Source organism: Leptolyngbya sp. Heron Island J (assembly GCF_000482245.1).
Taxonomy (GTDB): domain Bacteria; phylum Cyanobacteriota; class Cyanobacteriia; order Phormidesmidales; family Phormidesmidaceae; genus Leptothoe.
Genome location: NZ_AWNH01000014.1, coordinates 110,655 through 129,738, shown reverse-complemented (window position 1 = coordinate 129,738; position 19,084 = coordinate 110,655). Strand labels below are relative to the sequence as shown.

Here is a 19,084-nt window from a genome sequence, read left to right as displayed (position 1 = left end):
TGATCCTAACGCAGCCAGTCATTCAACACTGCTCGTTTTAAGAAATTGACTTACCTGGATTTGAAGCGATGAGCATCCCCTGTCCTATACCAATCTTTCTCCATGAAGCATCTTATTGGCTGCATCGAGCAAGGCTTCTTCCAAGTAGGGTTTAGTAAAGTAACCACTAGCGCCTAGATCGACCGCCATTTGTCGATGTCTATCAGCTCCCCTTGAGGTCAACATCGCAATGGGGATTTGCTGTAATCCACTGTCTTTTTGTAGCCGTGATAATAGCTCTAAGCCATCCATGCGCGGCATCTCAATATCACAGAAGACCAAATCGCAAGGCAGGCCAGACCGTAATTTTTCCCAGGCTTCTTGACCATCTCGAGCCTGTTCAACCCGGTAGCCCACTTTGTTAAAACTCATCGATAACAGCTCACGGACCGTGATCGAATCATCCACGATTAACACAGTAGGTTCAGATTTCACCTTAGCTGGTTCCTCAGGAGGAGCTTCCTCAGCCTGAGCCCACAGTGCAGCATTCGGTTCACGACGTACCCGACCCATCGCCAGATCAATCAGCTCCAGTACGTCGGCAATAGGCATCACCCGTCCATCCCCTAAGACGGTTGCTCCAGCAATACCCGTAGGTTTAGGCACGGGGCCTTCTAGCTGTTTGATCACAATCTCCTGTTCACCCATCACCTGATCAACTTCTAAAGCGATAAAGCTATTGGCGCTGCGTAACACAACGATGGAAATCATATTCTCATCCTGGTTACCGCCATAAACGCGCCCTCGACCCAGAGTGCGATTAAAGGACAGTAGATCAGATAAGTTTTGGAACGGCAATAGGGTGTCGCGCCAGAGGATGCAATCCTGGCCTTCATTGTTTTTCTGAATACGTTCCCGCGATACGTCGAACATATCTTCGACACCGTCCATCGGGAAAGCAATTCGCGCTTGATTACTAATGCAGCTGAGTGCCTTAGAAATACTCAAGGTCAGGGGTAGACGAATGGTGAAGTTAGTGCCGCGCCCCAGTTCAGAATCGATGGTGATATTACCGCGAATATCCGCCAAGGATGTCCTTACCACATCCATGCCAAACCCTCGTCCAGCAAAGTCATCAGCCTGATCTCGTGTACTAAATCCAGGATGAAATAGTAGGTCGTAGACATCTAACACTGTCATTGTCTGAGCTTCGGCCTGGGAAATTAGCCTTTTTTGCAGAGCCTTTTGTTTAACAATATTGGGATCAATACCAGCTCCATCATCACCAACGGAGATAACTGTTTGGTTGCCTTGATAAAACGCACGTACAGTAATTAACCCTTCCGGTGTTTTGCCAGCTCTACGTCTTTCCTCAGGGGTTTCAATGCCGTGGGTGATGGCATTGTTCACTAGGTGAGTCATAGGATCGTAGAGCTGCTCTAAGATCATTTTGTCAATTAGAATATCGCGGCCTTCTACGATGAGCCGTGCTTCCTTACCACACTTGAGGGAAATATCTCGAACTGCTCGGGGCAACCGTGATGCCGCTTGGGTAAATGGCACCATACGTGCCTTGTTCAACCCTTCTTGGAGCTGATTGGTAACTTGTCTAAATTGTCGGGTAACTTGGTCAGATGATTCAACAGTATAAGCAATATCAGACGCTGACTCGCGGACACGCACAATCAGTTCAATCATTTCCTGAGAAAGCGTGTGGAACCCGGTGAATCTATCCATTTCCAAGGCGTCGAAGGATTCACCAGTGGCGTGATCCTCGTTTCCTTCTGTCGTAGTTCCTGCCGCTGCCATGTGATAGGACTGGCGGCTAGAAATTAACGAGCTTTCCAGCAGAGAACGTTCATAGAGATCACGCATGCGTTGGCCCACATCATTTAGCTGCTGCACTTGGAACAGTAGATTCTCTAAAAATTGGCGCAGACGTTCTTGATCTTGCTCCAGGGTGTTACGATTAACGACTAACTCTCCTACCAGATTGCTGAGATTATCTAGATGACTGACCGATACGCGCATGGTTTGATCGGCCAGCATGCGACGCGCAGATAAGCGATTAGATATGGGTCGATAGGCCTTAGCGCTGCTAGCCGCTGTTGTTGCTAAGGTTTTATCAGTATCTTGCAGTAACGCTTCTAAATCACCAAATTCATCATCCAGGTCTGATGAAGCTGAAGCTGCAGCCATGGAGCTAGCTGCTGCTGTATCTGGAGTTTCTATGAGAGCTTCTAGCTCACCAAATTCATCACTGGTGTCGACTACTGGAGGTGTGGTGACTTCAGTAGTTTCTGAAAGTAATTCATCCAGCGATTCTGAGGCTTGACTCTCCGCGGGGGGCTCAGGATCACTGAACAACTCACTAACAGGGGGAGTAGATGCTTCGGTACCGTCCGTTATGTTGTCGTCAGTAACAAATCCTGTAACGATACCATCGTCTTCTAGATCAAACAGATCAAAGTCAACAGCACTGGCTGGCGGCTCACTCAGGATATCTGGCGTTGTGCTGGTGTCGTTTTGGTTGGGCTCGCTGTCTAAGTTTCCATTCAAACTGGGGTCCGACAAACTGATATCCAGCTCAGCTAAGCTGTCTAGCTCCATAGGCTCAATATCTAAGGACAGTTCGGGCTCAGCGGAGGGCTCACTATCGCCAAACAAACTCTCTAAATCATTATCAGCATCAACATTAGCGAGGGCATCATCGCCCAATAGCTGGTCTAATGCTAAATCTTCTTCAGCAGGTGGGGATATTTCAGCGGTAGCAGCAGTCTCCGATTGGGCTTCTGAGGCGGATGCTATATCCTCCAGGCTAAGGTCCTCTACGGATGCCCATACATCTTCCAAGTCTAAATCATCGGAATTTGTAGCGGGCTCTTCTGTCAATGCAGCGATATCGTTATCTAAATCATGGGTATTTAGATCAGTAGTGCCCTCTGTCTGGCTGGATTCAGCCCAAATGTCCCCGGATAGATCCTCTGGGAGGCTTGGTGATGTTGTTGCTGCAGTTGCTTTTCTGTCTGTTGTCCAGAGATCGTCGCTTAGTGAATCCAGTTCTTCTGCGTCCGAAGACTTTGCAGGTGAGTCATCTATAGAGAAGAACGCATCAAACTCTGAGTTTTGTGATTCTGTACCAGCGGCGGCAGCCTCGTCTGTCTCCATAAAGAAGCTATCGGTAGAGTCTGAGGGGAGGCTACTCTCCTCTGGATCGTCTGCGAGCATATCGTCTAGCTCAGAAGTAATGGTGGCGGCAGGGCTCTCAAAATCTAAATCAAGCTCTGTGGCTATTAGCTCATCGCTGTTAGCATTTTCTGAGGATGTCTGGTCGTCAAGGTTATTCAGGTCCAAGTCATCAGATAAAGCTAATAGCTCGTCTGTTCCTTCTGCTTCAGATGTGTTCAGACCACTCAAGAGAGCATCAACCTCAGACGTGTTGTCAGTTGTTGATACATCATTATCACTATCAGTGTTTTCTGAGGATGTCAGTTCGTTGAGATTATCCAGCTCATGCGACAGGGACAACAGGTCGTCTGCTCCCTTTGTGTCAGAGGTGTCTAAGCCACTAAAAAGATCATCAACCTCAGCGTTTTCATCAGATATGCTGTCAGTGGCTGCAACGTCATCGAATAAATCGTCTACTGAAGCATCAAGGGTTTCAGTGGCTGCAACGTCATCGAATAAATCGTCTACTGAAGTATCAAGGGTTTCAGAGGATGAAGCATCAATACTGTCTAGGGTGTCTGTTTGCTCTATTAGATTGTCTAACTCGCTGTCGAGATCGGATGCAGCTGATGTGTTGAGATCACTGAATAAATCATCAACGTCAGCCACATTATCAGCAGCGTCCATACCATCAAACAATCCGTCAATAGAGGTGTCAGAACTATCAGACTGGCTAGTTTCCATAGCATTTGGCGCAGTCGTTTGACCGTTCAGATTACCGAGTTCAGTGTCAAGGCTGTCAAGGCTATCGGTAGTTTCCGTGGTGTCTGTATCGCCAAAGAGATCGGCTAGTTCGTTGCCTGATTCAAAATCATTAGTGCTGCTTTCTAGGTCTGATGCGCCATCGTTGAGTAAATCTTCAAAGTCAGGAGCAATGTCGATATCGATGGATTCTTCGGGGGGAGTGCCTTCGTTAAGGGGAATCTCTTCTTCTTGCCAGTCGCTGTCGAGGGTGTCCCCGCCAGCTTCAAAGAGATCGGCCAAACTAGTGAGTTCAGCGGCTCCAACTTCTGGACCAGAGGGCGATATGGCGGCATCATTGAGGAGTTCATCTAGAGATATGCCCTCGCTGCTATTGGCTGATGGATCGGTGCTGTCAGTGTTATGGCTGGGTTCAAGGGTGGCCAGGGTTTCAAGATCGTCGAGAGCAGAAGAACTGCTTGATTCATCGCTGGCAAACAGACTATCTAGATCATCAGTGGTATCAGTTGGATCTCCCTGGGCTGCTAGTGATTGCAATGTTTCGGAAATGGAGATCGCAGGTTCCTGCCCAGCTAAAACCAAGTCTTGTGCTTTTTTGATTTCCTTAATGAGTACCGGGGCTAAGGTACGATAATCATTGTTGAGATCACACACTGCCCAGCGAGCATGTTTGACCAAATTCATCCAGGTTGGCAAATTAAATTGCTCACCAAATCGTTCCAGTAATCGGCAACAGCCCTCTAAGGCAGTGCGGCTAGCGTCGGTATCTGTTTGCTTAAAACGAACCAGCATTTCCCGTAAAGCTGCTGACACATCACTGCTAAACACAAGCTTCAACGCACTTTCTTCAACCAATCGAGGCGAGGAAGCAACTGCTGGTGCAGGAGCCATCGTAGTTTCACTAGGGCCATTGGCATCTGCTTCTGCAACGAGCTGATCTAAATGTTCCTGCAGTTGCTGGAATACTGGCTCTACTGCAGCCATAATGCCCTGCTCTTTGTCGTCAGTCAGGCCAAACGGACCTTGCAGTTGTTCAAGCAGTTCTTGCAGGGCATCAAACACCTGCAGAAACATCGATTCTAGGGAAAGATCAACCTGGATCGGAGCTTCTTTGAGTAGCTTAAAATAATCTTCTAGCCGGTGGGAAGTGCGCTGCATGCTTTCAATGCCCAACATCGCAGCCCCACCTTTGACAGAGTGAGCAGCTCGAAACACCTCATTGGCCATTTCAGGATTTCTAATGGTTGCCTGAAGATTGAGCAAACCTTGCTCAATGGTATTGAGATGATCCTTGGCTTCTTCAATGAAGTAGCCCAATATACGCTGTTGTTGCTCAGGCACCATCACCCTCGTCTCCCTAGATGAAATCGAAAATTAGGCCAGTCCTGCTGTACGCGACAACAGACTACTTTTTCTCACTCTCTACCTTAAAGCGCTCTACTGATGTCAATAGATCGCGAGCCACACCCACTAGATTTTGCAGAGAAGCTGACACCCGCTGAGACTCTTGGGACGTCTCTTGGGCCGTTAACTCAACCGACTGCATCACCTGAGCAACGGCTCGTGATGTTTCGGTTTGTTCAACCGTATCAGCGGTAATGGAACGAACCAGTACATCAATACGATTAGATACTTGAATAATATCCTCTAGAGAGCGTTTTGCCTGTTCTGCTAATCGTGTCCCCTCAATGACCTGCTGTGTGCCTTCTTCCATAGCCGTCATCACACCGCTGGTCTCACCTTGAATCTGTAAAACGATTTGCTCAATTTCTTTTGATGCCTTAGCAGCGCGGTCAGCTAGCTGTCGAACTTCATCGGCCACAATGGCAAAGCCACGGCCTGCTTCTCCAGCACGGGCAGCCTCAATACTAGCGTTTAAGGCGAGCAGGTTGGTTCGAGACGCAATCTGAGAAATTAGGGCGACAATTTTGGAAATTTCTTGGGAGGATTCAGCTAAACGCTTAACCTTACGAGTGGTTTCAGCCACTGTCTCACGAATCTCTAGGATGCCAGCCACCGTGCGTTCTACTGCCTCACCCCCGCGTAAAGCGGTGGCCGATGCGGAGCGAGCAACTTCTTCAGCTTCCCGTGCACTGTCGGCTACTCGCTGAATCGATTCGGTCATCACCTGTACAGAATTGAGGGTGACTGCTAACTCCTCAGCCTGCCGCAGGGCATCTGCTGATAGGCTGCGGGCAAACATTTCATTGTCAGAGGAACTCTTAGTAACCTGGAGAGCGGCGTCACTTACCTGTTGTACAATCTCTCGCAAATTTTGAATTGTTAAGTTAAATGAATCGGCGACCGCGCCTAATACGTCAGCGGTTACTTCTGCCTGTACGGTTAAATCACCACGAGCAGCGCCTTCTACATCGTCCAACAGTCGGATTACCTGCCGCTGTAAGTCTTCTTTGGCTTGCTCTTGTTCCTGGGCTTTACGCTGGGCTTCGCTCGTAGTGGTTAGAATCACCCGAGCCATTTGATTAAATCCTGTGGCTAACTGTCCTAAGTCATCGCTCGAGTAGGCGGTGGCTCGGGCATTTAAATCACCTTGAGAGACCAGATCAAACTGCTGTTGTAAATTTTCGATGGATCGCTTGGCCTGGCGATCAATTAAAGTGCCTAATCCCAATACTGTTAAAAAGCTAGCAATGCCAGCTGCACTGCCCATAACGGCAGGACGTATCCGAGCAATTAAAGTGCGATCGCTTTGAGAAATATCATCGGATAGCCCACCTAAAGTAGCCGAACTCACCCCAGCAACCGCAACCACAGAGACCAAACCAGCTAATCCAGCCATAATCAAGCGTTTGGTGGCCAGAGGAGCATTGTTTAACCAAGCTAAGGCCCCCTCATCTTGCACCTCAGGGACAACGGCAGGCGATTCATCACCCTGGGTAAAGGACGGCAGCTGATCAGCGGTTTCGATGCTAAAGATATCATCATCCCCAATAATGGCCTGATCATCATCTTCTACCAAGCTAAATCCAGAGCCACCATGGGTCATTGGAGCATCAGAAAACATGCCCTCAGAAGTTGCTACTGGCTCTGTAAACTCAGTAGAACCCCCTTCGGAAAGATCAAATTCTGGCAAACTGCCTAAATCATCAAACTCATCAAACTCGTCAAGGAAATCAATATCACCTCCCTGCTGGCTTTCCAAACCCTCCATCGTGTCAACGCCTGGAAAAGTCTGCTCACCGATTTCATCGTCAACCAGCTCGTCGTTGACAATCTCGATGCCTGGGAGTGTTGAGGCTTCATCAAAATCTTGGAAGTCTCCTGAAGGCAAACTCTGAGTCTGCTCATCTGCTTCAGGCTCCATCATAAAGAGGGTCTTATCTTCAGGATCCTCTAGTAAGTCTGATCCAGCATCTAGGCTCAAATCAGCTGCTGGGGTGTCAATTCCTGGCAGACTGTCTGCCTCCAGAAAATCGTCCACATCTGGAAAGTCAGCAAAATCATCTGGAGAAGATGGGGCAGATGGAAAAGCTTCTTCAAAGTCGTCTTGATCAAATTGAGATAAATCCTGCTGCACACCGGCAGTATCCCGAACAGTATTGTCAAGGGTAATATCCTCTTCCTCTTCCTCGGAGGACTCGATCAACCCCTCCAAACTACTGTCCGCAAAAGGATCTAGCAGCTCAGCATTCCCCAGGTCGCCACCCACTGATAAGTCACTGATGGAAAATGGATCGTCAGTATCATCTAAGTCATCTAGACCTAGCTCTTGATCGCTAGATGTACTTTCATAATCTGCAGCGGCACTAAAGGGATCAGCTAGAGCCTCGGTAGCCAGATCATAGCTATCGCCACTGGCCAGTATTTCGGGCTCGCCTGCGCTTAAGTCAGTAGGAGGATCTGCTGGTGATTCATTTTGAAGGCTAGCACCATCGGCATCTTCAAACGATAAATCTAGCCCAGCACTTAAATCATCACCTTCTTCTCCCATATCACCGTAGAGTTCTATGGAGTCGAATAAACCATCTGCAGTAATTTCCTCCATGCCATTCTCCTCTGCCTGCACCTGGCCAACATCCATTTGCTCTGCGTAGGTGAGGCCATTATTGGCATAGTTTATGAATTCAGGGTCGGAAGTTAAGTCAAGGACAGATTTGTACTGAGTACGTGCTACATCGTATGCACTGAGCCCGTAGCAATAGATGTGACCCTTAAGCAGGAGCACATTTGGGTCGCTCGGGTAGTTTTCCGCCAGTTGCTCAATAATGTCAGCAGCCTGCTCATAGCTGCCCTGCATGTATGCACGCTCCGCAGCTTGATACGTTTGAGCGTAATCTATACCCGATGCCATCTGTATTCTCCTGCCAGTCTAAACATCTCCATCTTGTCAAACCAGTGAACCTAAGCTACCCAACGCGCTGAACGCAGTATTGCTACGTGATCTAGAAGACGTAATGAACGTTCTGTATCCGCATTTAGTATCCACTCACCCTTAAGAAAAGGTGCCATCGTATCAGAGTAGTCACGGGATATTTTCATGCGCTCTGCATCTAGCCAATCTGTACCAACTATCTGATTAACGGCTAAGCCTAACATAGTCCCTTGATGTTCGACAGCAATTACTGGAATTTCTGCCCTGTCAGTGTTCATTGGCTGAGGATATCCCAGAAATTGCCCCAGATCAGCCACCCAAATAACTCGCCCTTGTTCATTTAGTGTGCCAAGTAGCAGAGGCGACACATTAGGAACCGGCGTAATCCGATCGGGAGGATTTTCAATAATTCGTCGAATACCAATAGCAGGTAGGGCAAATTCATCATCGGACCCCACATAAAAGCGCAGATGAAGTTCACCATCGGGCGTTTCAATTTTCTGTAGCTCAGGGTCTTGATCTTGCCCTATTCCGGTTTGAAAGTCTGGATTACCTACCATCGGCTCCTATAACCTCAAAAATCATCGGCATCTCAATCGCGTAGCAGCTGTTTGACTGTACCTACAAGCTCAGTTGGCTGAAATGGCTTGGCGATGTAAGCATCAGCCCCTTGTTTCATCCCCCAATAACGATCAAATTCTTCGCCTTTAGACGAACACAGTACAACAGGCAGATTTTGAGTGGCTGGATCAGACTTAATTCGTCTACAGACTTCGTACCCATTCATCCGCGGCATAACAATGTCTAAAACGACTAAATCGGGCAAATCTCCTTGGATATGAGCTAATGCTTCAACGCCGTCGCTAGCGACGGTTACTTTCAGACCATTACCCTTTAATAAGTCAATAATCATTTCTCGTTGGGCAACACTGTCTTCTACCACTAAAACCGTACTCATAACCTGAATTTCGCCGTTTAAGACCGGTTCATATCTTGATTCAACCCATTATGCCCCTCTAGGGGAAATAGCTAGTTGACCAGTATGCCCAGTTAATTTTGACCTTTGAGGCTAAGCAGCGACCAATTGACCCTTAAGTGCATGTTGATAATGCACACCCTACCGCTTGTGCCTAATAAAATACCCGTCTACATCTAATTTATTAAACTTTCATCAAAATTCTTTTGTGTGTATGGCTCTCAATGGCTCCCTAACTTACATGAATAATTGCAAAGAAAATTCATAGTTACTGTGATTTCTATGGCCTCTATGGATGACTCCAGGTTTCAGGGTTGAGGGTAGCTGATATTTCTTGTTCAAGCAGTGTTTCAGGTGCGAGTCGTTTGGGGTTGCCCTGACCCACATATTTTTCTACCAGCGCCAGTAGTTCGGGTTCTCCAAAGGGTTTGGTGAGATAGTCCGTGGCTCCGGCCATATCTGCTTTTACTCGTTCAACAAAGCTGTCCTTGCCGGTCAGCATAACGATGGGCACTGACTGAAACCATGGAGCTTGTCTCAGCATTGCACATAGCTGATGCCCCTCTAGCTCAGGCATAGTTACATCACACAGAATTAAATCTGGTTTAAGGCTAAACAGTAAACTCAGAGCTTTGACCGGATTGGCGATAGAGGTGACTTCATATCCATAGGTATCCAGCATCATTTCAATTGCTTGTCTTACGGACAAGGTGTCATCAATGCATACGATGCGGGGAACCGCATTAACGATAGGAGAGCCTTGAGTGGACGGGGAACCAGATGCCGATGGGTGATGCACCAGCTGAATCTGGCTTTTTTGTAAATATGGGTATAGCCCATTGGCAATGCTAAAGATACTGCGGTTGAGGCGGCGTGAAATTTGGATGATAGGGATTTTGCCGTTGGCCATCGCCAAAAGCGGAGGAAGATTTGATGCTGTTTCTGGGCGATATGTATCGGTCAGGATGGGGCAATCATAAAACGAGCTGAAGTGAGGTTGTAGCTGTAGCCATCCTTGTAGTTGCCGAATCACTCGTTTGACTAGTGGACCGATGCTAAATTCGGTTAATTGAGGACTTAGAGAGGCATGGAACTGAAATGCAAAACGTCCTTGGTGCAAGCTGATAACTTCAAAGAGTGTTTCTTCGATCAGACGATGAAGGACGGAGTGTGCCTGTTGGGTGGTGAGATGATTGTTCTCCAATAACCACCAAAGTGCACCGTATTCTGGTGGTCGTAAGGGAGCCAGATGGGATAAGTTAACGTCTGCCCAATTGATCGAGAGCTGGAGAGGATGCAAAATGTCGCGTAGCCGATTGAGCTGCTCGTTAGTGCGTCCCGCATAGAGGATACCTCCGTTGGCAAAGAACACCAGCCACGAGTTGGTTGGCCCCTCGAAAGATTCGATATAGAGTTCTCCGGTTTGCTGACCAATATCAATCAGTTGAAAAATACTGCGAATATCCAGCTCGCTTAACTGGCCTTGCATAGATTTGTCCTAAGGAATTGGCACTTGGTAACTAGGTTGGCTACATTGATATACGGCATTAGCTACAATTATTAGCACTTAACTGCAGCTACACTGTTTTTACATGGGTGACTATGTGGTCTGTATTGGTTTAGCTGTTGTTTATAAGTTGACATTTTTTATGTAAATATTCTGTGTTTGGGTTTGTGTATCACCCAGCTATGCACGTAGGAATGGACATATTGGCGATAATTTCATTACTCTATTTGGGTATTCGCTATGGGGCGTATGCTTTGAAAGGTGATTACTGAATTAGAGTTTTCCCCTTGAGACAGATACACTGGGTGCACCGCTTGAATAGGTAAATTGCTTGATTTCTCAAACATAGCCTCTCTTAAAATAAATGCTGTGTAGTTATTGATTTTGCGTCAATATTTTGATAAATACAGTGCCTTAGGCCTCTATATTACTGACTAAGCAAGACGTGGATATTGTGTAGGTAAGTAGCTGTTTCCGGTAGCTATTTGTATAGACGAAGGGGATGCCAGCGTGCGTTATTTGGCCGAAGTTCAGAGAAAAAGTGGTTTTATGGGTGGCAACCGGGCTGAGTTTAAACTCTTGGCCTGCGAACGCTCAGAGCAAAATTGGAGTGCTGTTTCTGGAGATGAGTTGGTGCCGGCCCCGGACGATGCGGGCTATGGCTCAGGCGCTCTGATTCTAATTGAACTTTCTAACGGTCGTCAGGTTCAGCGCCATTACGAGGCGGGGCGTCAGTTGGTCAGTATTCTGCAAAACTTTTCTAGCCTCAATAAAAAATTTAAGACCCAGGAAGATGAAATTGAGCAATGGAAAGAATCCCTAACGTATCAAAGTCAAGCTCTCAATCAGCGCGAGTTGGAACTGGATACGCGTGAGGATGAGGTGAAGCAGGCGGCAGCAGATTTAGCTCAGTTAGAGGCTGAAAAAGAGGAGTTGGAGGCGTCTCGTACTGAGCTAGATGAGCGCCGACAGGACTACGAACGCAGAAACTCTGAATTAGAAGGTGCTTGGGCTCAATTAAATGGGGAAAAGCAAAAGCTTGAAGAGCATCGTGAGTCTGTATCAGCACAAACTGGGTTAGATTCGACCCAGACTCAAAAACTCCGTGAGGCGGTTGAGCGCCTGATGGCAAGCGTAGTGCCTATGGAAGACCTCCGTCAGCATCTGGGCAGTACTCGGGAGTCTTTGAGTGAACATCAAGGGGTTTTACAGGGGCTACAGCAAAGCGGAACTCAACAGCAGGAGCAGCTACAAGCCAAAGTTCATGATGTTAATAGATTCAAGCAGTCTGTTCAGCAGCTTTATGAGTCGTCTGATGCGGATCAAAAGGCCCTACGTGATTTGTGTGTAGAGCTGCGGCAGGCCAAAGTTGAGTTGGCTCAAAAAAAACAGCAAAATCAGCTGGTGTCAGAGCAGATTAATCAGCAGAGTGGGGTATATCAGAGGGTTTATGAGCTGCTTAACACGGGTGATCAGGTTCGCTTGGGCAAAAAAATTGATCTGACAAAGCTTGAAGAGATGTCCGTTGAGGACCTTGAGACTTTGGTTGCTGGTATGGAGACTGATTTGGAAAAGATGTCTCGCTTTGTGAGTGACCAAGAAGAAGAATTAACGTATCAGCAGCAGGCTATTGATGAGCTTAATCAAAAGGCAGAGGCTGCCAGTGAATACGATCGAATGCAGATTGAAGCTGATATCAGCGATGAGCAAGATCGCTACGATATGCTCAATAAAACTCTCGTAGGGCAGCGGCGAAATTTGCTTGAACGGGAAGAGGTGTTGAGTCAGCATCGAGCTGTACTGTTGAGACGCCAGGGGCAGGCAACAGTGGATAGTCCGATAGAAAATGCGGCGGACTTGGAGCCGGTATTAGACCATATTGATCGGGTTCGTCAAGAGTTGGCGGCTCAGGCAGCGGAACTGGAGCAGCTGATTATTGATTTGGAAAGCCGCTGCAACATGTTGGAGCAGCAGGTGGATGCTAAGCAGGATGAGCTTGCTAAACAGCTTTCTAACTTGGAGCAGGAAAGAGATACTTTGGAGCAAGCGGTGAAAGCGTGGGCTGGTTTGGAGCGCGAGATCGCGACTCGAAATGATTACCTAGAGCCTGCTAGTGAAAAAATGAATGGTATTCAGCAAACGTTGGATGACGTGTTTGGTACCATAGAGCGATTTCAAGAAGTTAATGATTACCAACTGCAGGCCATTGCTGAGATGCAGCAAACGATTCAGAGTCTATCAAGCGAACCAGCGGCGGCCTAGTCGCGTTTCCCTCTACTATCTTTACTAGTTTGAATTTTATGATTTGGGTAAATGAGCATATAGATCCTTCTGGGATTATTTACTCGGCGATTGCTTGTTGCGATCGCACAGCTGCTGAAGAATGTCACGCCACATTTCAAGCCGCCCTCACTGACGAACAAAAAGAAGCTGGCTGGGTAGCCCAACTGCGCACCGTTGATTCCTGGGAAGAGGTTCCCATCAGTGCCCTCAAGCTCTCCTAGGGTAGGTGCTACCTGTCATTTACCATAGGAGAAATATGCAAGACGATTTTATCAAGCTAAGCCAGTTCCTCAAGCTAAATGATTTAGTCCAGTCTGGTGGAGAAGCAAAGCACTTGATTCAGACTGGCCACGTACTCGTGAATGACGAGATTGAGTTACGTCGCGGTCGTAAGCTATATGCAGGCGATCGAGTTACTTTTTCGGGTAAGACTTATCAAGTTAAACAACCGTCGACATAATGGGGCTATTTCGTCCTTTTTCTTAGACATACAGTAAAGCCCTTGAGCATAGGATTAGAACCAATGCCTAACGTTTGCTCAAGGGCCTTGTATAAGATGTTTTTCTGCTATTAGTAGCAAGTTCGCACCGAGCTACTTGCGGATAGGTGCAGACTGTAGAGGTCGTTTCTCTACGTAATGGGGATGGCCATGATCATTACGCATTGAACCGTTGTGACTATGTTTGGAACCGTTATGACCATTTTTATGATTATTGGTCGCGGGGCGCGGTTGAATTAACCCATAGCCACCATGATTTCTTTCATACATCACGTTAATTTGGCCGGTCTCGGTGTTGTGAAATACGTAGAAATCGTGATCAATCAACTGTAAGTTTTCCAAGGCCTCCTGCACTGACATAGGTGTCATCGCAAAATATTTAGTCCTGACCACGTCTTCTGGTAGCTGAGGCTGGCGCTGTTCTATAAGTTCAGTTACCTCTAGATCGGCACTTTGAGCATTAGTGTCAACCTCCATAGAGCGTACTGATACATGCTCAGAACTACGACGCTTTTCCTTATATTTACGCAGCTGTCGACAGATTTTGTCGGCTACCAAATCAATGCTGGCATAAAGGCTATCGCTACTTTCTTCGGCTCGTACCACCGCTCGATTGACATGAACTGTAACTTCAGCACACTGCCGAGTAGGCATCTTGATACCACCTGCTACAGACAAGCACACATCAACCTTGGTGATCATTCGTTGAAAGTGGCTAACTGACTTCTCAATTTTCTGTGAAACATGCTGGCGAATAGCCTCTGTGATTTCAATATTTTTTCCTTGGATAACAAGCTTCATAAAGCTGCCTCCACTGATAGAAGATAAGCGATTAATTTCAACCCTAGCACTTTAATTCTGGGAGATTTTTTCTGTTTAGAAACATTCTTATCCGTTGATAAATCTTTAGGATTGAGGTGGGATCGCTGGATATGTGGTGCTTTCTTGTCAAGATTCAGTTTCTTGTATAATTAAGGGCCGAACGTTTTATGGCGTTAATTTTCCTTGCCTAATAAGCTTAAGTAAGTGTTATTGGCTGATACTTTGCTCTTTGTCTATTTATATTGACTATCCCTAAATAAATTAGGTTAATTAGATGGATTGCTAATCAGATTTTTGTCTTAGCACGTTCAAATTTTTGTAACCATACGACCTATTTAATTAGGTATAAACCCATACAGAATTGATGTTTTTGTAGTGATTGAAGACAGAAAACTTATTGTTCAAGATATTGGATTGATAGCCTATGAATTGGCTTGGCAGTACCAAAAAGAAATGGTATCTAAACGCAAGCGTGTGCCTACTACCAACGATGCCTTGATATTGACTGAGCACCTGCCGGTATACACGCTAGGTACCGGCTCTCAAGACCGGTTTATCCATTTTGACCGCACTGATTCACGCTACAGCGTCTATCGGGTAGAGCGTGGTGGAGAAGTCACTTACCATTGTCCAGGGCAATTGGTGGGATATCCTATCTTGAACCTGTGTTATCACCGCAAAGATCTACATTGGTATCTGCGTCAGCTGGAAGAGGTTGTCATCCGCACGCTTGATCACTTTGGCTTGATGGGTGAGCGGATTCAGGGGCTCACAGGTGTGTGGGTTGACGGCTATAAGTTGGCTGCTATTGGCATCAAAGTAAGTCGATGGATCACTATGCACGGGGTTGCTTTAAATGTATGTCCGGATTTATCAGGATTTCAGCAAATTACTCCCTGTGGTATTGCCGATCGACCTGTGGGTTCAATGGTGCAGTTTTTGCCCCATGTCACTATCACAGAGGTGAAACCCGTTTTGGTGCGGCAGTTTGCTGAAGTTTTTAACCTGCTAGTTTCAGATAATAATGAACCCCAAGTACAGCTATGGGATGATTCGAGCAATATCAGCGATATAAAAGTTTAGGTATGGTTTGACGAACGGTTTGCAATCTGTAGGGGATACCGTGAATAGACCTGTCGATCTTGGATTAAGCCAGCTACTGATTGTCATACATAAACTTAAAATTGGCCCTAATCATACCGAAGCATAGCCGTTTAGAATAGCGAACGGGGCTGTCGGAGCCATACAATGGTCTGATAGCGGACATTAAGCCTATGCCCGATTACAGTTTTCCTAAGGCCAAGCCCTCAGATGGTTTTCACTTGGCTGCCAAGAGTTTAGTTAGCACCAATCAAAACCTAAGCCTTTCATCTTTGGTTAAACCTGTTCAGGAGCCTTGGAATCGCTCCCAGCAGAGGGGATTGTGTAATCCTCATCCTGAGATTAATGCTTTGCTGAGGCCCTTAATGTTTCATGCTGAGCCGTTGGCTCCCTTACGTCAGCGTGATGAGCAGGCATTGGAAGATATCTTTGACGATATTGAGGTTGAAGATATTTTGACCGATGTTTGCATACGACTCAGGCAGCTTCACCCAGAGCCTTGCTGGGAAGATGACCCGTTTGATTTTTTGCAGGAGTGAGTATGCGTGTTCCCTGTCAGAGCCCATGGCTCTGGCAGGGAACTGCCGTTGCTAGAACGGAATCTCGTCATAGTCAGGAGTCGTACTGGCGGGCTGACTTGTTTGGCTTGTTGGTGCTGGGTTTGATGCCGCCGGACTACGGTTACCTTCAGCGATAGGCGGTGCTTCTGCCATGATCATAGACTGCAGATCGGTAATCCGATGCAGACGCTGGACAGTAATCTCTGCCTGTTTTTCACGAAATCCCTCGGGTCGATCGACGGTTTTCATGGTGAGACGACCTTCAATCACTACTCGATCACCAGGGCCATAGCTGGCCTCCTGAATGGTTTGAGCTAGATTTCCCCAGCCGATGGCCTTGAACTGAGAGGGACTATCGTCCGGACGGAGGCCCGCTATTTTGACTTTAAATTCGGCAATGGGGGTTTGATTGTCCGAGGTATAGCGCAACTGCGGTACCTCTACAATCTCTGCCATGAGGATGCAATGGTTCATACTACTTGTTCCTCTCGAATGCCTTGCTCTTTTTCAATGAAACTTTGAACCCGCTGGCGGTAGTCCTGTAGATGGGTGTCTACCCAGTCACGATCGGCGCTATTGGCAAAAATGTGAACCAGTGGATCGCCAGCGTCCGGCAAAATCAACACCCAACTATCGCGAGTACGATCAATTACTTTCACCCCATCAACTAGTTCAAGGGTATCAGCAGGATGACTTTCCACAAGATAGCGCATGAGTGCCCCTTTGATGGTCCATGGACAGCGTAGGGTTTGTACCCGATGAGAAATCCGAGGCAAATCACCCCAGATGCGTCCCAGGGACTGCTCCTGAATGGTTAACATTTCGATTAACTTGGCGATGCAGAACATGGCATCAAAGCCCGGATGGAGCTGAGGAAAGATAAAGCCCATGTCGCCGCTGCCGCCAAGGACAACGTTACTGCTAGCCTGACAGGCTTCCATCAAGGCCGTGGGGTTGGCTTTGGTTCGTACGACGTTGCCGCCATGACGTCGGGCAATTTGTTCAATGGCTCCGGACGTATGTACAGGTACTACTACTGTTCCCTGGGGATGGGCTGTCAGAATCATATGGGTCATCAGGGCTGTGAGCATTTCCCCGCGAATGGGTGATCCGACTTCGTCCATTAGGACGAGCTGTTCACCGTTGGCTGATACCTGTACTCCAAACGTAGCCTGTAGGGCCTGTACTACTTGTCCTAGCTGACCTAGCATGGTCTCACGTTCAGTACTTGAGGGAGCCATTTGACTCAAACTGGCGTTGAGAACGACTGCATCACAGCCAAATTTTCCTAGCAATCGAGGTAGAACCGCTCCAGAGACAGCATAGGCATAGTCAATGACGACTTTCGATTTGCTGTGACGAATAGAGCCGACATTCAGGCGTTTTTCAAATTCGGTGGTGTAGGTGTCTACCAGGTTAGCTGGGTAAGATACCTCACCAATTTCGTGAATTTGCGATCGCCTTAAATTTTCCTTAAAGTAGGAACCCTCAATTTTCTTTTCTTTACCTTTCGGGATATCAATGCCTTTCTTATCAAAAAATTCGATCAGGAGGTGATCTGCTCGATCCGGGTGTATGCGGACATGAATTCCACCGGCTACATCCAAGGTTGGAATAATCACGCGGGCGACTGGAATCGCGGTGGCTTCCAGATTCTGTACATTGATACCTACGGACATCAGACCGGCAATCAATGAACGGGATACCATCCGGGCAATACTGCGCTGATCCCGTGAAACGGTGACATGGGAGCCGGGTTTTAAGGTAGATCCGTAGGCCGCTCCTAATTTGACTGCGAATTCAGGGGTGATATCAATGTTGGCTAGACCTGTTACCCCCCGCTGACCAAAGAGATTACGTTGGGCAGTGTTACCCCAAATTAGGTTGATATTCAGAGTCGCACCAGATTCAATCCGCTTACTAGGCCATACCCGCACACCAGGGCTAATTTGCGCTTCTTCTCCTACGGTAGATAGGGCTCCAACGACGGCTCCTTCCAGCACGTGAGCCCGACGATCGGCACGGGTGCCCCGAGCAATCACACAGGCTCTTAAATGGGTTTCATCGCCAATAATGGCTCCATTCCAGATAATGGGGCGTTTGAGGTCGGCATCACTGCCAACGGTGACATTGTCCCCAATGACTGTACCGGGCTCCAACGTGACCCGAGCGCCAATGCGGCAGTTGCGACCAATCAAGACCGGTGGTTTGATCACAGCGGTCGGATCGATGTGGGTGTTTTGCCCTATATGTACACCTGGAGAAACTTCAGGGTAGGCGAAATCGACCAATACTTTGCTGTCAAGGGCATCATATTGCGCCTCGCGGTAGGCTTCAAGGTGGCCGACATCACACCAGTAGCCTTCGGCGACGTAGCCATACATGGGGTCACCTTTTTCCAGCAACAGCGGGAAGAGATCCTTGGAGAAATCCTGTTCCTGATTAGCAGGTAAATAATCGAGCACCTCAGGTTCCAGAATGTAGGTGCCGGTATTGACCGTATCTGAGAAAATTTCACTGGTGGAGGGCTTCTCTAGAAACCGCTTGATACGACCCTCTTCGTCAGTAATCACTACACCGAACTCGATCGGGTTAGGCACCCGAGTCAGCACCAAAGTTGCTTTAGATCCTTTCTCTTTATGAAATCGAATAGCTTCTTTGAGGTCAAAATCAGTAATGCTATCACCGCTAATGACTAGGAATGTGTCATTGAGGAGTTCGGCAATATTTTTGACACAACCTGCTGTCCCTAAGGGCTGATCTTCTTCAACCGCATAGGTCATTTGCACGCCAAAGTCATGGCCATCTTGAAAATAGTCACGCATGACGTCAGGTAGATAATGCAGCGTGGCAATCACTTCCTTGATGTCGTGGCGTTTGAGTAGATTGACAATGTGTTCTGCAATTGGACGATTGAGCACAGGAACCATGGGCTTAGGCAGGTCACAAGTCAGGGGTCGAAGCCGGGTGCCAGAACCACCAGCCATGAGTACTGCGCGCATAATTCCTCCTGTGGGTATGTGAGAATTCAAACAATTGTTATTGGGGGGTTAACCGTACATGACCAACGACGTTAACCTTTGAAATGCACCCG

General features: G+C 47.4%; 13 protein-coding genes. 5 read left to right on the top strand and 8 right to left on the bottom strand.

Annotated elements, in window-relative coordinates; genetic code table 11:
- Positions 1-84 precede the first annotated feature (84 nt).
- The 5 genes from N836_RS44185 to N836_RS44165 all read right to left on the bottom strand — a co-directional run bounded on the left by N836_RS44185 (position 85) and on the right by N836_RS44165 (position 10,707).
- Positions 85-5,253, bottom strand: coding sequence for a hybrid sensor histidine kinase/response regulator (locus N836_RS44185; protein WP_023071017.1), 5,169 nt, complete (start codon positions 5,251-5,253; stop codon positions 85-87).
- Positions 5,254-5,314: 61 nt separating this feature from the next.
- On the bottom strand, positions 5,315-8,221 hold the full coding sequence (locus tag N836_RS44180; RefSeq protein ID WP_023071016.1) for a methyl-accepting chemotaxis protein: 2,907 nt from the start codon (positions 8,219-8,221) through the stop codon (positions 5,315-5,317).
- A 50-nt stretch (positions 8,222-8,271) separates the two neighbouring features.
- Entirely contained in the window at positions 8,272-8,802 is a 531-nt protein-coding gene (locus tag N836_RS44175; protein WP_023071015.1) for a CheW domain-containing protein, read from the bottom strand.
- Between the two features lie 32 nt (positions 8,803-8,834).
- Positions 8,835-9,200, bottom strand: coding sequence for a response regulator transcription factor (locus N836_RS44170; protein WP_023071014.1), 366 nt, complete (start codon positions 9,198-9,200; stop codon positions 8,835-8,837).
- 307 nt (positions 9,201-9,507) lie between these two features.
- Complete coding sequence (locus N836_RS44165) at positions 9,508-10,707, bottom strand: response regulator (protein ID WP_023071013.1); 1,200 nt, start codon at positions 10,705-10,707, stop codon at positions 9,508-9,510.
- 528 nt (positions 10,708-11,235) lie between these two features.
- Here N836_RS44165 and hmpF point away from each other — a divergent pair.
- Genes hmpF through N836_RS44150 form a run of 3 tightly spaced genes read left to right on the top strand, consistent with a single transcriptional unit; the run spans position 11,236 to position 13,468 of the window.
- Positions 11,236-12,987 (top strand): pilus motility taxis protein HmpF, encoded by a 1,752-nt coding sequence (gene hmpF / locus N836_RS44160; RefSeq protein ID WP_031291676.1) that lies wholly within the window; start codon positions 11,236-11,238, stop codon positions 12,985-12,987.
- A 38-nt stretch (positions 12,988-13,025) separates the two neighbouring features.
- Positions 13,026-13,229, top strand: a complete 204-nt coding sequence (locus N836_RS44155) for a hypothetical protein (RefSeq protein ID WP_023071011.1) — start codon at positions 13,026-13,028, stop codon at positions 13,227-13,229.
- 35 nt (positions 13,230-13,264) lie between these two features.
- A complete protein-coding gene (locus tag N836_RS44150; protein ID WP_023071010.1) occupies positions 13,265-13,468 on the top strand; it encodes an RNA-binding S4 domain-containing protein in 204 nt (67 codons plus the stop codon).
- 132 nt (positions 13,469-13,600) lie between these two features.
- Here N836_RS44150 and hpf read toward each other — a convergent pair whose 3' ends face one another.
- Positions 13,601-14,308 (bottom strand): ribosome hibernation-promoting factor, HPF/YfiA family, encoded by a 708-nt coding sequence (gene hpf / locus N836_RS44145; protein WP_023071009.1) that lies wholly within the window; start codon positions 14,306-14,308, stop codon positions 13,601-13,603.
- 396 nt (positions 14,309-14,704) lie between these two features.
- On the opposite strand from hpf, the gene lipB reads away from it, so the two are divergent.
- On the top strand, positions 14,705-15,412 hold the full coding sequence (gene lipB / locus N836_RS44140) for a lipoyl(octanoyl) transferase LipB (protein ID WP_023071008.1): 708 nt from the start codon (positions 14,705-14,707) through the stop codon (positions 15,410-15,412).
- A 191-nt stretch (positions 15,413-15,603) separates the two neighbouring features.
- On the top strand, positions 15,604-15,969 hold the full coding sequence (locus tag N836_RS76920) for a hypothetical protein (RefSeq protein WP_023071007.1): 366 nt from the start codon (positions 15,604-15,606) through the stop codon (positions 15,967-15,969).
- A gap of 51 nt (positions 15,970-16,020) precedes the next feature.
- On the opposite strand, the gene N836_RS44130 is transcribed toward N836_RS76920, so the two are convergent.
- Both N836_RS44130 and N836_RS44125 read right to left on the bottom strand, forming a co-directional pair.
- Complete coding sequence (locus N836_RS44130; RefSeq protein WP_023071006.1) at positions 16,021-16,464, bottom strand: single-stranded DNA-binding protein; 444 nt, start codon at positions 16,462-16,464, stop codon at positions 16,021-16,023.
- Complete coding sequence (locus tag N836_RS44125; RefSeq protein ID WP_023071005.1) at positions 16,461-18,992, bottom strand: mannose-1-phosphate guanyltransferase; 2,532 nt, start codon at positions 18,990-18,992, stop codon at positions 16,461-16,463. The genes N836_RS44130 and N836_RS44125 overlap by 4 nt, the downstream gene beginning before the upstream one ends.
- Between the last annotated feature and the right edge of the window lie 92 nt (positions 18,993-19,084).